Annotated in this window: 12 protein-coding genes; 6 read left to right on the forward strand and 6 right to left on the reverse strand. The window is 62.3% G+C overall.

Features of this window, described 5'->3' with window-relative positions; all coding sequences use genetic code 11:
- Nucleotide 1: 1 nt before the first annotated feature.
- The gene (locus HX807_RS27710) at nucleotides 2–670 is read right to left on the reverse strand and encodes an ABC transporter ATP-binding protein (protein ID WP_177051741.1); all 669 of its coding nucleotides are present in this window, start codon (nucleotides 668–670) and stop codon (nucleotides 2–4) included.
- A gap of 346 nt (nucleotides 671–1,016) precedes the next feature.
- Here HX807_RS27710 and HX807_RS27715 point away from each other — a divergent pair, with 346 nt between their 5' ends.
- From HX807_RS27715 to HX807_RS27735, 5 genes are all read left to right on the forward strand, one after another.
- Entirely contained in the window at nucleotides 1,017–1,700 is a 684-nt protein-coding gene (locus HX807_RS27715) for a histidine phosphatase family protein (RefSeq protein WP_003210274.1), read from the forward strand.
- A gap of 354 nt (nucleotides 1,701–2,054) precedes the next feature.
- Nucleotides 2,055–3,710: a lipid IV(A) 4-amino-4-deoxy-L-arabinosyltransferase gene (gene arnT, locus HX807_RS27720; protein ID WP_177051743.1), complete on the forward strand. Its 1,656-nt coding sequence runs from the start codon at nucleotides 2,055–2,057 to the stop codon at nucleotides 3,708–3,710.
- 60 nt (nucleotides 3,711–3,770) lie between these two features.
- Entirely contained in the window at nucleotides 3,771–5,291 is a 1,521-nt protein-coding gene (locus HX807_RS27725) for a glycosyltransferase family 39 protein (protein ID WP_177051745.1), read from the forward strand.
- Between the two features lie 67 nt (nucleotides 5,292–5,358).
- A complete protein-coding gene (locus HX807_RS27730; protein WP_177051747.1) occupies nucleotides 5,359–6,120 on the forward strand; it encodes a M15 family metallopeptidase in 762 nt (253 codons plus the stop codon).
- A gap of 83 nt (nucleotides 6,121–6,203) precedes the next feature.
- On the forward strand, nucleotides 6,204–6,926 hold the full coding sequence (locus HX807_RS27735) for a L,D-transpeptidase (protein ID WP_177051750.1): 723 nt from the start codon (nucleotides 6,204–6,206) through the stop codon (nucleotides 6,924–6,926).
- On the opposite strand, the gene HX807_RS27740 is transcribed toward HX807_RS27735, so the two are convergent.
- From HX807_RS27740 to HX807_RS27760, 5 genes are all read right to left on the reverse strand, one after another.
- The gene (locus HX807_RS27740; protein ID WP_177051752.1) at nucleotides 6,893–7,753 is read right to left on the reverse strand and encodes an alpha/beta fold hydrolase; all 861 of its coding nucleotides are present in this window, start codon (nucleotides 7,751–7,753) and stop codon (nucleotides 6,893–6,895) included. The genes HX807_RS27735 and HX807_RS27740 overlap by 34 nt on opposite strands.
- A gap of 305 nt (nucleotides 7,754–8,058) precedes the next feature.
- Nucleotides 8,059–9,639 (reverse strand): ABC transporter ATP-binding protein, encoded by a 1,581-nt coding sequence (locus HX807_RS27745; RefSeq protein ID WP_177051754.1) that lies wholly within the window; start codon nucleotides 9,637–9,639, stop codon nucleotides 8,059–8,061.
- Entirely contained in the window at nucleotides 9,636–10,463 is an 828-nt protein-coding gene (locus HX807_RS27750) for an ABC transporter permease (RefSeq protein WP_003210288.1), read from the reverse strand. The genes HX807_RS27745 and HX807_RS27750 overlap by 4 nt, the downstream gene beginning before the upstream one ends.
- On the reverse strand, nucleotides 10,463–11,440 hold the full coding sequence (locus HX807_RS27755) for an ABC transporter permease (protein WP_087693384.1): 978 nt from the start codon (nucleotides 11,438–11,440) through the stop codon (nucleotides 10,463–10,465). The genes HX807_RS27750 and HX807_RS27755 overlap by 1 nt, the downstream gene beginning before the upstream one ends.
- Nucleotides 11,437–13,020 (reverse strand): ABC transporter substrate-binding protein, encoded by a 1,584-nt coding sequence (locus tag HX807_RS27760; protein WP_177051756.1) that lies wholly within the window; start codon nucleotides 13,018–13,020, stop codon nucleotides 11,437–11,439. Before HX807_RS27760 ends, HX807_RS27755 begins: the two co-directional genes overlap by 4 nt.
- A 339-nt stretch (nucleotides 13,021–13,359) precedes the next feature.
- On the opposite strand from HX807_RS27760, the gene HX807_RS27765 reads away from it, so the two are divergent.
- On the forward strand, nucleotides 13,360–14,712 hold the full coding sequence (locus tag HX807_RS27765) for a tetratricopeptide repeat protein (RefSeq protein ID WP_177037286.1): 1,353 nt from the start codon (nucleotides 13,360–13,362) through the stop codon (nucleotides 14,710–14,712).
- Nucleotides 14,713–14,777 lie beyond the last annotated feature (65 nt).

Below are 14,777 nucleotides of genomic sequence, written 5' to 3' on the forward strand. Positions count from 1 at the left end.
GTCAGCGGGCGTCCGCAGCGAGTACCTGGCCGCGATGCAACACCACCTGCTGGTCAAGGCGCGCCGCGATGCGCGGGCTGTGGGTGACCATCAGCAAACTGGTCGGGCTGTCCCGCAGCAGGTCCAGCAGCAGTTGCAGCACTTCGTCACTGGTGCCTTCGTCGAGGTTACCGGTGGGTTCGTCCGCCAGCAGCAAGCCGGGGCGCGATGCCAGGGCTCGCCCTACCGCTACCCGTTGCTGCTGGCCGCCGGACAGTTGTTCGGGGTAACGCCTGAGCAAGTCACCCAGGCCGAGTCGCTCCACAAGCTGCGCTTGCCACGCCGGATCGAGGCGCCCGGCCAGGCGCGCCTGGAAGGCCAGGTTGTCTTCCACCCGCAGGCTGCCGATCAGGTTGAACTGCTGGAACACCAGGCCGATTTCGGTGCGCCGCCAGTGGGCCAACTGCGCTTCGCTCATCTGATCCAGGTGCTGATCGCCGACCTGGATGCGGCCACGGTCGACCTGGTCGAGCCCGGCCACCAGGTGGAGCAAGGTACTTTTTCCACTCCCGGACTCGCCCATCAGCGCAAGACTGCTACGCTCTCCCAGGTAAAGGTCGACACCCGCCAGCACGGCCAGTGGCCCCTGCGGCGTGCCATAGCTTTTAAACACCCCTTGTACCTGCAGCATCGCCATTCCCCACCTGCCTCTGGACTGAGGCCGAGAATAACGGTTGTCACATTTTTATGTCACAACCATGGGCAAAAGGAGCGCCCCATGACTCACCGCAAATTTTTCACATTGATTTCACTCGGCCGCCACCTGCAGCACTTTAAATTGCCGTCCATGGGCAGATAACAGGCTGGTTATTTCAAACGCCCGTTAGTGCAAGTGAACAATTTTTTATATCGGTATGTTCAGCAAAAAGACAGCGCCCCTGTGACACGCTTTTGCATATTCCTGCATCAGCGCTACTCACTTGGCGCCTGCCTAACTTGCCGCTGCCAGTTACCGGATTAACGCCTGGAAGTTACCAATGGTGAATAGTGTGGTTGACCTGACCCTGAGCAAGTCTCGCTCGCGCTGGGCATTTGTAAAACAGCTGAACAAACTGTGGCTGGGCGTGGCAGGTATCGTGATGATCAGCCTGGCAGTAACGGCGTTCATCTGGTGGCCAAGATCGCCGCTGGACCTGGGCGTGGGCCACCGCCTGCTCACCTCCGGAACCCTGGAAGCCTGGCGTAACGGAGACCTGGTGGTGCTGGTCCGCCATGAGGAACGCTGTGACCGCTCCAACAACCCTTGCCTGGGCCCGGCAGACGGCCTGACCACGCTCGGCTCGTTGTCTGCCAGTGCCGTGGGCAAGGCCTTCCAGACCCTGGGCATGGAAAACACCGACGTACTGAGCAGCCCCACCACCCGTACCGCGCAGACCTCGCTTTTCATGTTCGGCAAGGCCGAACTGTCACCCGGCCCCCTGGCCATCTGCGGCCCTGCCATCGGCGAGGAACTGCGCCCGCATAAACACGCGGACCGCAACCTGCTGGTGGTCACCCACAGCGCCTGCATCAGCGACTTCGAGGAGGCATTGGGCTACTCACACGCTGCCCATGCTGAATACGGCAGTGCATTGTTTGTAAAGCTGCTGCCCGATGGCAAGTTCAAGGCGCTGGGTATTTTGAACAGTAAGGACTGGGCCGCCGTGCTTAAACAACTTTAGAACACTTCTTAACATTTAATCATTCAAGTTCGTTCAGCAAAAAGACAGCCAGACCGTGGCATCGTCTATGGTTTTAATTGAATTTTTGTCAAAAATTTATTAGCTCACTAACTTTTCACAAGTTAACAACATGACGATGACCTTCGATGACTTATTGGACGCCACACGTTTAACGAGCTTGACTGGGGCACAGGGATATTCAGTTTCGCCCCCCCCCCCCACTAACAGACTGTTCAAGGAATAACTTTCTGTGCCGCATTTTTACCCGACCAAGACCACCCTCCACCCCTCGCGCATGGCTGATCCAGCGCTCGCGCTGATCTACCGTCAATACCGCTTGAGAGTGCAATATTCATGACCCGCCTTAAACCATTGCCCGTATTACTACTGGCATTCGTGATGTTCTATCTACTGCCACTGGGCCTGCATGGCCTATGGATCCCTGACGAAACCCGCTACGCCCAGATCAGCCAGGAAATGCTCATGAGCGGCAACTGGGTGGCACCGCACTTCATGGGCGTGCGCTATTTCGAAAAACCCGCAGCCGGCTACTGGCTCATTGCACTGGGCCAGGCGTTGTTCGGTGAAAACCTGTTCGGCGTGCGCATCGCTTCCGCCCTGACCACCGGCCTGAGCGTCGTGCTCGCCTACCTGATCGCCCGCCGGCTGTGGAACGACCCGCGCAAGAGCTTCGCCTGCGCGCTGCTCTACATGAGTTTCGGCCTGGTGGCCGGGCAAGCCGGTTATTCCAACCTGGATCCGCAATTCACCTTTTGGGTCAACCTGAGCCTGGCGGCGCTGTGGTTTGCCCTCGACAGCTCCACCCCCCGTGCCCGCCTCGCCAGCTGGACGTTGTTGGGTGTGGCCTGCGGCATGGGTTTCATGACCAAGGGTTTCCTGGCGTGGTTGCTGCCGGTGCTGATCGCCCTGCCTTACATGCTCTGGCAACGTCGCCTGGGGGAACTGCTGCGCTACGGGCCGCTGGCGATTCTGGTGGCGGCCGTGGTGTGCCTGCCCTGGGCGCTGACGATCCACCTGCAGGAACCGGACTACTGGCGTTTCTTCTTCTGGCACGAGCACATCCGCCGGTTCGCCTCCGACAATGCCCAGCATGCACGTCCCTGGTGGTTCTACCTGCCGCTGATGGTGGTGTCGTGCCTGCCATGGGCGGCGCTGCTGCCGGCGACACTGTGCAAGGCCTGGAAGGAAAAGCGCCAACCGGCCATCGTCTTCCTGGCGCTGTGGTTGCTGCTGCCCCTGGGCTTTTTCAGCCTGAGCAACGGCAAGCTGCCGACCTACATCATGCCGTGCCTGCTGCCGCTGGCGCTGCTGATGGGCCATGCGTTGATCGACCTGCTGGCCAACGCCCGCACCCGCACGCTGCGCGTCAATGGCCTGCTCAACCTGGGCATCGGCCTCGCGGCGATGGTGACGCTGATCTACCTGCAAATCGACCGGCCGATGTACGGCAACAGCCACAGCGAGATGTTCAACCTGTCCCTGACGTTCATCGTGCTGATGGGCTGGATGCTCGCCAACCTGCTTCAGGCCTTCCGCCCACTGGCGCTGTGGGCGATGCCGGCGTTGGGCATTGGCCTGCTGGTGGCGCTGTTGCCCGCCGGCATGCCGGCGGTGGTCGAAGATAACCAAATGCCTGACCAGTTCGTGCTCCAGCACCTGGACGAGCTCCAAAAGACCCAAGCGCTGCTGAGCAACGAACTGGAATCGGCGTCGGCCCTGGCATGGCGCCTGCGCCGGCCCGAAGTGACGCTCTACAACACTGAAGGCGAACTACGCTACGGCCTGCAATACGCCGACTCGATGCACCGCAAGGTGGATCTGGACAGCGTTCAAGCCTGGCTCAAGCAGGCGCGCCAGCAAGGTTCGGTGGGCGTGCTGATGCGGGTCAGGAGCACCAGCGAAATGCGCGAAGCCGGCCAGCTGCCGTTGGGGGGCAAGCGTTATTACAAGGGTGACCTGGAGATCATCATCTACCCGCAATTGCCGTAACACAGGCGCCCTAATGTGGGGTGACCCCATTCAACACTCATCCCACATCGGAACCGCTCCATGAACTTCTGGAAAACCGAACGCGGCGCCCTGCTGCTGCTCCTGGGCGTGTCGGCCCTGATCCTGCTGCTGGGCCTGGGCGCCCGCGACCTGTGGGGCCCGGAAACCCGCTGGGCGAACATCACCCTGCAGATGCTGCAAAGCGGCGACTACTTCGACCCGTACCTCAAGGGCACCCCGTACTACGACAAACCCTTGCCGTCGTATTGGCTGATCACCGGGTTTGCCAACCTGATGGGCGGCCTGGGACCGTGGTCGTTGCGCTTGTCATCGGTGATCTCGGCGTGGCTGAGCATCTGGCTGGTGTACCTGATCGGCGAGCAACTGTTCCGCAAAGGCACCGGCCTGATTGCCGGCTGGATGCTCGCGACCACCTTCTACTTCCTCTTCTGGGCCCGGGTGGCCACGGCGGACGTGCTGACCGTATGCGGCGTGCTCGCCGCCGTCTGGTGGTATTGGCGCGGGCCGGACGATACGCGGCTGGGGCGCTACACGGTGTTCTTCCTGTTACTGGCGGCGACATCACTGTTCAAGGGTTTGATCGGCTTTGTACTGCCGGGCCTGGTGTTGCTGCCGCACTTGCTCAGCGAACAGCGCTACAAACGCCACCTCAACCTGCGGCTGGTGCTGGCCGTGATCATTGCCGGGGCGTTCTACGCGATCCCGTTTGTGCTGTCCCACCTCTACGGCGCACCGACCTACGGTGCAAGCGGCCTGGAACTGGTGTTCCGGGAAAACGTGGTGCGCTTCTTCGACCCGTTCGACCATATGGGTCCGATCTACACCTACCTGATCTACCTGCCGGCCTACACCTTGCCCTGGGCGCCGTGCTGGGTGCTGGGCCTGTGGCTCGCCGTGCGGCATTGGCGCGACACCCCGCCCAACACCCGCTGGCTGGTGTGGGGGCTGGGCCTGCTGTTTGTGTTCTTCACCGCCAGTGGCAGCCGGCGCAGTTACTACGTGCTGCCGCTGGTGCCGTTCGCGCAGTTGCTGGCGGCGTGGTGGGTCAGTGAGCGTATCGCCCGCAAAGGCACGGTCGGCCGGGGTTGGTACCGTGGGTTCGGCATCGCTGCCGGGGTGATGCTGCTGGTACTCGGGGTGGTGTATCCGTGGACCAATGGCAATGGCGGCGTGACCCGTTTCGCCGAGGACGTTCAAGCGCAAGCAGTGAAAAGCGCGCCATGGAACGAGTGGCAGATGGTGATGGTGGAAGTCGACAACAAGGTACCGATGTACCTGCAAAATCACGGGACGCCGTTCTACTACGTTGCCGAAACCCAGGACTTCCCGCGCCAGGGCGACAGTGCGGCGTTCATGGCCTGGCTGGTAAAAACCAGCGGCCGCACCTTTGATCCCAAGCGCACAATTATTGTCGCGCAGTCCACCAAGGATGACCCGACGCCGCTGGCCTACCTGGGCAACGATCATCAGGTCATCACTACCCAGCCGGACAATGGTGAACGGTTGTTCCACAAGCGTGACGGTGGCAGCGTGGCATTTGTGCCCAACGCCGCGCCGTAGCACTGGCGGCATGGGGCGGGCATTGCTAGTGTGGCGCGCTTAAGCCACCGTCCGAGCCCGGCCCGCCATGCCCTACTCTTCCCTTTCCCTTGCCGCCCTGAGCCTGATAGTGCTCGCCACGCCGGTAGCGGCAGACACGCCGATGCCGGCCAACATGGTTTACCTGCGCAGCCTCGACCCGAGCATCGCCCAGGACATTCGCTACGCCAGCCCCCACAACTTCACCGGAGCGCCGCTGGACGGCTACAACGCAGCCGAATGCGTGCTGTCTGCCGACGCGGCAAAGGCACTGGTACGGGTCCAGGCCGAGTTGGCCAGGCAGGGTTACGGCTTGAAGGTCTTCGACTGCTATCGTCCCAGCCGTGCCGTGGCGAACATGGGCCGCTTCGCCAGCCTGCCGGGGGATCCGGCCAAGGCCGAGTTCTACCCCCGGGTGAACAAGCAGGATTTCTGGTGCCTGGGCTACGTGGCCAAGGTTTCCAACCACTCCCGGGGCGCGGCAGTGGACGTGACCCTGACCGGCCCCGATGCACTGCCCGCCCAGGCCTGGAGCGCCGACACCGCGGCGGTGGATTGCGCCGCCGATTACGGTCGACGCTTGCCCGATGGCGGCCTGGACATGGGCACCGGTTTTGATTGCTTCGACGAAATGGCCCACACCAACAGCCCCCACATCAGCCAGGCGGCACGCCAGAATCGCCAACGGTTGAGCGCTGCGATGGCCAAGGAAGGCTTTACCGGTTATGCCGGCGAATGGTGGCACTTCACCTACAGCCGCAATCCGGTGCGGGCCGAGCCGATGGACTTCCCTATCGAACCGCTGCGGTAACATCACAACACAGCTTCAGCTTGATAAAGCCCGGGGCAAAAACTAGCGTTTGAGGTTTCCCTCTTTTCAAGGACTGAACGCCGTTGAACACGCTCATCAAAACCTGCGCGGCGCTGCTGACGCTGCTTTCAAACGTGGCACTCGCGCAAATCCCCGAGACCAGCCGGCAACTGATCGTGGTCACCACCCCGGGCTGGAACGCCCTCCAGGGCACCGCACAACGCTATGAGCGGCACGGGCAAGGCTTTCAGAAAGTCGGCGAACCCTTTGCCATCGTGGTCGGTAAAAACGGCATGGCGTGGGGCACCGGCCTTACGACGCCCACCCCCGACCAGCAGCCCCTCAAGCATGAAGGCGATGGCAAGGCCCCGGCCGGCATCTTCAAACTCGGCGGTGCCTTCGGCTACGCCCCCACCGCTGACACCCGCTTGCCTTACGCGGCCAGTACCGCCACCCGCGAATGCGTGGATGACAGCCAGTCCAGCCATTACAACACCCTGGTGGACAGCTCGGCGGTGAACAAGGACTGGACCAGTTCCGAGCGGATGCTGCGCAAGGACCAGCTGTACCGCCAGGGGATTTTTGTCGAGCACAACACACCGGCCTTGGCCAACGGCGGCTCGTGTATTTTCCTGCATATCTGGCGCAGCGTCAGTTCGGGAACATTGGGCTGCACGGCGATGGAGCCGGTAAATATCCAGGCGTTGTTTGCCTGGCTGAACCCGCGAGAAAACCCGGTGCTGGTGCAACTGCCGGCGGCGCAGTACGACCTCTACCGTGAGCGCTGGAAACTGCCGTCCCGCTGAGCTGACAGCAGGCGCTGAAATGCGGCCAATACCTCATCGGGTTTTTCCAGCATGAGTTGGTGGCCGCATTCGGGCAACAACTGATACTCGGCATTGGGCAAATGCCGGGCGAGTGCTTCGCCGCCGCTGGCCGGGGTCAGGCCGTCGGTGTCGCCGGCCAGCACACTCACAGGCAGGGTCAGGGTGAGCAGTGCATTGGCGTCTGGCCATTGGACGTTTTTCATCAGGGCCTTGAACATGTACAGCGGGTTGCGCTCGGTGAGTTTTTCTTCGTAGGCGACCAGTGCGGGGTCGGCCTTGGCGTTCCATGCGGCCTGGCGGAAACCTTTGGCCAGCAGTGGGCGCAGCCATTCCAGGAGCCATGCGGGTAGACGCATCAGGCCGCCGCTCCGGCTGATGCTGTGCAGTCGGGTGCCCAGCAGCAATACGGCTTCGATGGGGATCGCGGGTTTGGCCAGCAAGGCGCTCAGGGTCAGGCCAGTGCCGAAGGAGTGGGCGACGATGAGGTTGCGGGAGCCGCCGTAGCGCCTGAGGATTTCCAGGTAGTCGGCGACCAGTTCGGGCCAGGCGTAGGCCTCGGGGTTGCGGGGTTTTGCGCTGGCGCCGTGGCCGAGCAGGTCCCAGGCGACCAGACTGTAGCCTTGGGTTTTCAGGGATTGCCATTGGTGGCGCCACTGGTCCTTGTTGCCGCCGGCGCCGTGGCAGAAGAACACTACCGTGTCGGGTTGGGTGGTGCCCGCGTGATGGGTGATGCTCAGGTGACGGTTGGGGCGGATTTCCAGTTGTTGGCCCTGGATCACTGGCAGTTCGGTGAAAGAGGTCGGCATGGAGGTTTCTCAATAAGTGAAAGGGTTGAGTGTGGTGAAGCAACAGCAAAATCAAAGGCGGACACGACCCAAATGTGGGAGCGGGCTTGCTCGCGAAGGTCGTTAACGATAACGCGAACATCCTGATTCAACGCGGCGCTCTCAGGTTCTTCGCGAGCAAGCCCGCTCCCACATAAAGCGGCTCTGCTTTTGCTCTAACACTCAGGTCGCCTTTGCCGCTTTTGCATCGTGACTCGCTGTAAGAGCGAAACCATAGGTGGTCGTTACCTGAATAACGGATATGCCCCCAACCCCAACACCCCAAGTCAGATGGCCTCAGCCATCAACAACTCCCGCGTATAAGGATGCCGCGCATCAGCAAACAGCGCCGCCGTCTCCCCCTGCTCCACCACCCTCCCCTGACGCATCACCGCAATCCGGTCGCACAACCGCGCAGCCACCCGCAAGTCATGAGTAATAAACACAATGCTCAACCTGAACCGCCGCTGCAGCGACTCCAGCAACTCCAGAATCTGCACCTGGATCAGCGCATCAAGCGCCGATACACACTCATCAGCGATCAACACCTTAGGCTCCACCGCCAACGCCCGGGCGATGCCGATGCGCTGCCGTTGCCCCCCGGAAAATTCATGAGGAAACCGCTCAAACGCCGCTGCCGGCAACCCCACCAACCCCAGCAACTCACGGGCCCGCCGCTCGGCATCCGCCTTGGAAACCCCCTGCACCAAAGGCCCAGTCATAACAATCTGCCCCACCGTCTGCCGCGGATTGAGCGAGGCAAACGGATCCTGGAAAATCATCTGCACATCACTGCGCAACGCTCGCAGCCGCCCTTCAGACAACCCCGCGACCTCCCGCCCCAACCACTCGATCCGCCCGCTGTCAGCACGCAGCAAACGCACCAGGCACCGACCCAGGGTCGACTTGCCCGACCCCGACTCCCCCACAATCCCCAACGTCTCGCCTTCACGCAATTGCAGCTGAACCGCATCCAACGCCTGAGTCGTACGCCGCCCCCACCAACCGCTGCGGCTGCGGAACACCTTGCCCAGCGCTTCGGCCTTCAGCACCACAGGGCCAGCCACCTGCGTACGTGGCACCAGCGGTTGCGCCGACACCGCCGCCAACAACTGCCGGGTGTAATCTTCCCGGGGCACACGCAACACCGCCGGGGCCGTGCCCTGCTCCACCACCCGGCCCTTCTCAAGCACCAGCACCCGGTCGGCAATCGCCTCGACCACGGCAAAGTCGTGGGTGATAAACAACAGTGCCATGCCCTTGTCCTGCTGGATCTTGCGCAGCAGGTCGAGAATCTGCGCCTGGGTGGTCACGTCCAGCGCCGAGGTCGGCTCATCGGCAATCAACAGCGCCGGATCAAACGCCAGGGCCATGGCGATCACCACCCGCTGACGCTGCCCGCCAGACAGTTCAAACGGATACGCCAGTCGCAAGCGCTCAGGGTCGGGCAAGCCGACATAACCGAGCAAATCCACCACCCGCTGACGCCGCACCCGTGCTGCCGCCACGCCATGGGCGCGCAGGGTTTCATCGATCTGTTCGCCCACCCGCAACAGTGGGTTGAGGGCGCTCATGGGTTCCTGGAATACCATGCTGATATCCCGCCCGCGCAGTTGGCGCATGGCCTCTTCGCTGCGGTCGGCCAGGTCTTCGTCGCGAAACACCAGGCGCCCGCTTTCCACCTTCAGCGGGTCCGGCAACTGGCGCAGCAAAGCCTTGGCCAGCATTGACTTGCCGGAACCGGATTCACCCACCACACACAAGCATTCGCCACTGCTCAGTTGCAGCGACAGGTCATACAGCGCATGGCTGCGATCCGCACCGGCCGGCAAGGCGATACGCAAATGTTCAACACTCAACAACGTCATAGCGACCTCCCGGGCTCAAAGGCCACACGCAAACCTTCACCGACTCGATTGACCGCCAGCACGCACAGCACAATCGCCAACCCCGGCAGAAAGCTCATCCACCAGGCGTCCCGCAGCAAGCCACGGGAGGCATTGATCATGTAGCCCCAGCTCATGGCTTCCGGGTCGCTCAAGCCGAGAAACGCCAGGGCCGCTTCGGTGAGGATCGCCGTGGCCATGACAAAGGTCATGGTCACCAGCAGCGGCGCCAGGGCGTTGGGCAGGATCTGCTGGGCGATGATCCCCAGCGGCGACTGCCCCAGCACCCGCGCGGCCTGCACGAATTCGCGCTGGCGCAGGGTCAGGAACTCACTGCGCACCAACCGCGCCACCGCCGGCCACGCTACGAGTGCGATGGCCAGCACGATGGAGAACAGGGACGGCTCAAGGATCGCCACCAGGATCACCGCCAGTACCAGTTGCGGAATGATCTGGAAGAACTCGGCAATGCGCATCAGCACACCATCGAGCCAGCCACCGAAATAGCCGGCGACCGCGCCGACCAGCAGGCCCACCACCAGGGTCGCCAGGCTGGCCAGCGCCCCCACGGCCAGGGACACCCGCGCGCCGTACAGCAGGCCACTGGCGAGGTCGCGACCGAGCAGGTCACTGCCCAGCCAATGGGCCGGGTCGTGGAATGGCGCGAGCATCGGCTGGCTGTTCATCTCCCATGGCGAGCTGCTGGTCAGCCAGGGGGCGGCGATCGCCAACAGCGTCAGCAGCAGCAAAAACAGCGCACCGATCAACGCCGCAGGCTGGCGCACAAAACGTCGGAAAACCAGCATCAGCCTTGCACTCCTGCACCGATACGCGGGTCGAGAAAACGACAGATCACATCGGTCAACACGTTAAAGCCCACCACCAGAATCGAGATCACCAGGAAACCGCCCATCAACACGCCGTAGTCACGCTGGGCCAGCGAGTCGTACATCAAGCGACCAATCCCCGGCCAGGAATACACCACCTCCACCAGCAACGCGCCGCTGGCCAACTGGCCCAGTTGCAAACCGGCAAAGGTCACCACCGGCAACAGCGCATTGCGCAACACATGCACGTACAAAATCCGCCGCGGGTGCAGGCCCTTGGCGTGGGCGGTGCGCACGTATTCCTGGCCAAGGGCGTCGAGCACGGCGGCGCGGGTCAGGTGGATATACAAGGCGAGGAACAGCACGCTCAACGACACGCACGGCAGCAGCAGGTGCTTGAGCCGGTCGAGCAGGGAAAAGTCCTGTGCCACCGTTTCCATGCCAAACGCCGGCAACCAATCGAGGCTGACGGAGAACAACAGGATCAGCAGCATTGCCAGCCAGAATGGCGGCATCGCATACAGCAGCAAAGCGCCGTGGGAGATCACGCCATCCAGCCAGTGGCGCTTCTGTCGGGCCCGGGCGGCCAACGTCCCCAGGGTGACGCCAAGCACCGACGAGAGCAAAAATGCCGAGCCCATCAGGGCCAGTGTTGCCGGCAAGCGCTCGGCAATCAGCGACCACACCGAGGTCTGGTTGCGGTAGGAATAACCCAGGTCCAGATGGGCGATATTGCCTAGGTAGATCAGCAACTGCGTGAGCAACGGCTTGTCCAGGCCCATGGTCTGGCGCAGGTGTTCGATGAACTGCACATCATCCACCCCCGCCTCGCCGGCCAACAGCAGCGCCGGGTCACCCGGCGCCAGGCGGATCAGTAAAAAGCCCAGCACCAGCACCGCCACAATCATCAACAGTGCCTTGAGCAGGCGACCGCTGAAATACAGCAACCCGTTCATGGTGCAGGCGCGTCGAGGTAGACGCTTTCGTAGTCTTCGTTAAGGCTGGTGGCGGTTTGCAGCAGGTTCTTCACCTCTTTGTGGAACAGTGTCGGGTAGCGCATTTCGAAGATCGGCGCGATCGGCAGGTCGGTGTTCAGCACGTTTTCCAACTGGCTATAGAGCCTGGTGCGTTCCGGGCCTTCCGGGGTGTTGGCGACCTGAGTCCACAGGGCATCGGCCTCGGGGCTGTTGTAGCCGCTGACGTTGGCAAACGGCGAAGTCTTGAGGATGTAGTCGGAGCGGTACAGGTAGGCGTTGGTCAGGTACGGGTCGCCGATCTGGAAGATGAAGTTGTAGGTCAGGTCGAAGTCCCAGTCGCTGACGCGCTGGAACCAGGTGGCGGCGTCGGACGTCACCACTTGTACCTTGAAGCCCAGCGGCTGCAGGGCTTGCTTGGTGTATTCGGCCAGGCGCTCCCAGGCACCGCCCTTCTCGCCGTTGAGCAGGCGAATCCGCACGGCGCCCACGTCCACGCCGGACTCGGCAATCAGCGCCTTGGCTTTTTTCACGTCATAGGTGTACTGCGGCAATTGCGGGTCGTGGTACGGCGAGGTGGACACGAACTGGCCGGGGGCAACCTTGCCCGAACCGAAGAAGATGTTGTCGACGATGAACTGGCGGTTCAGCGCATACAGGATCGCCTGGCGCACCTTGGGGTTGTTCAGCGGCGGCTTGCGCGTATTGATCTGCAGGAAGGCCAGGCCGGAATACAGCTCCCAGCCTTTTTCCGACGACTGCACGTCCGGCAAGGCGGTCAGGCGCTTGAGGTCGGAATAGTCGGCATCACCGCTGCGCAGCACCTGCACGTCGTTGCGCTCGAACGCCGCAGCGCGGGACGAGCCGTCCGGGATCACGTGGAAGATGATCGCATCCAGGTGTGGCAGGCCCTTTTTCCAGTAGTCGGGGTTCTTTGCCAGCTTGATATAGGCGCCGCGTTTCCACTCCACAAACACAAACGGGCCGGTGCCGACAGGCTTGAGGTTATAGGGGTTGTTGCGAAAGTCAGTGTTCTCGTAGAGGTGCTTGGGCACCACAGGCCGCAGCCCGCTGCCCAGGGCCGAGAGCAACGGCGCGAAGGGTTTCTTGAGCTGGAACACCACCTGCAGCGGGCCCTTCGCGGTGATGCTGTCGACGTACTCGGTGAAGACCCCGCCCAGACGCTTGTCCACTTCGGGGTAGAAGGTCTGGAAGCTGAACACCACGTCATCGGCGGTGAACGCGTGGCCGTCATGCCAGCGCACGTTGTCCTGCAAATCGAAGGTGTAGGTCAGGCCATCGGGAGAAATGGTCCAGGCCTTGGCCAATACCGGTTTGGGTTTCAGGTCGGTGTCGAAGGTCAGCAGGCCCTGGAGGATCTTGCCGCTGACGTACTGGGTGGACACGTGGCTGACCACGCCGTGCATCAGCGACGGCGGTTCGGGTTGGGCCACCAGGTTCAGCACCCCGCCGTCATGGGGTTGCGCCTGAGCGGTGCCGGCCAGCAGCACGGCGCCAAGTCCCAGGTATGAAAGGACACGGCGAAAAGATAAAGGGCGCATGGAGACTCCTTGGCTAAGGTTTTGTCAGGGATTTAGCAAGGGCTGTGCCATGGGGCGACGGGCCGCGTTTGCGGGCATCACAGGCCTTGGCAGTGATGAAAAAACCACAGTGGCCGGGACGAGTGTGGAAAAAGCAACAGCCCGCCCTCTTGAGGAATGGTTGTGCGTAGCAGCTGCCGAGCCTTGGCGAGGCTGCGTCTGCGGTGTGTCAGGTATGCCGCCAACGCAGCCTCGACAAGGCTCGGCAGCTGCTACGGTAAGGTTTGAAGTTTGAGGGCCCCATCACTGGCACAAGGTTTGCCCTTCTAACCGCTATCTGAACCCATGAGTTTGAAGCGCATGTCACTGGATTACCTGGGCAACCCCATCGACACCCGCAACCCCGCCACCCGTCAGGGCCTGGATGATTTCGTCGGCGGTTTTCTCGGCTATCAGCCCCGTGCCGAGGGCATCCTCGCGGTCGCCGATGCCGACCCCGACTCAGCATTGGCCAACGGATTTGCCGGCCTGCTGCTGATGTTTATCGAGTCGCCCGAGGGCCCTGTGCTGGCCGAGAAGTACCGTCAGCGGGCGGCGGCGGTGAATTCCCGGCATCCACGGGCGCTCGTGTATCTGCAAGTGCTGCAAGCCTGGATCAACGACGAGCTGGATGAAGTGCTGCGCCTCAGCGAGCATCTGCTGGATCTTTATCCGCGGGACCTGCTTGCGGCCAAGCTCAACCAGTACCTGGAATTCAACCGGGGCAACTGGCCGGCGCTGCTGCGGATCGGTTTGAAAGCCACCGCCGGCGCGCCGGATATCGCCCACAGTCACGGGCTACTGGCGTTTGCGTATGAGCAGTGTCATTTGCTGGAGGAAGCCGAGGCCAGTGCGCTTGAAGCGTTGCGGTTGCAGGCGTCCGAGCCATGGGCCCATCACGCATTGGCCCATGTGATGCTGACCCAGGGGCGTATCGAGGAAGGCATCGGGTTTCTGGAGGGCGTGAAGCAGCACTGGGACGGGCTTAACTCGTTCATGTACACCCATAACTGGTGGCATCTCGCGTTGTTTTATCTGGGGCGCGGGGAGGATCAGCGGGTGCTGGAGATTTATGACCGGCATGTGTGGGGGATCTTGCCGGAGTACTCCCAGGATCAGGTGGGCGCGGTGTCATTGCTGGCGCGGCTGGAGCTGGCCGGGATTGATGTGGGTGAGCGGTGGCAGGCGTTGGCGCCCTACCTGCAGCGTCGGGTTGGGGATGCGGTACAGCCATTTTTGAGTGTGCAGTATTTGTATGGATTGGCCCGGGCGGGCAAGCCTGAGGCGGATCAGTTGTTGGCGGCTTTGCGCAGGCACAGTGTGGAAGCGCGGCCGGTTTGGCGGGAAGTGACGTTGCCGTTGGCTGAGGGGTTGTTGGCGCATGCCCGGGGGGATGCCCGGCGGGCGTTGGAACAGCTGGGGATAGCGTTGCCGCGGCTGAATGAGATTGGCGGGAGTCATGCGCAGCGGGATTTGTTTGCGCAGGTGGAGCTTGACGCACGGTTGCGGGTTGGGGATTGGCTTGGGGCGCAGCAGACGCTGGAATTGCGCCGGCGGTATGACGGGCTGGATGTGCCGACGAATCGAGCTTTGGTGGTGGTGTATGAGGCTTTGGGGTTGCCTGGGGAGGCGCTGCGGGCGCGGGCGCGGATTGGGGGGATATCCGTTATTTAGGTGATGGCTTGTATTGGTTCCGCTTTTGCCCCACCACTCGGCACCTCGCCTAGGCTCGGTGTGCC

It is taken from the genome of Pseudomonas sp. D8002, assembly GCF_013385695.1.
In the GTDB taxonomy this organism is placed as follows: domain Bacteria; phylum Pseudomonadota; class Gammaproteobacteria; order Pseudomonadales; family Pseudomonadaceae; genus Aquipseudomonas.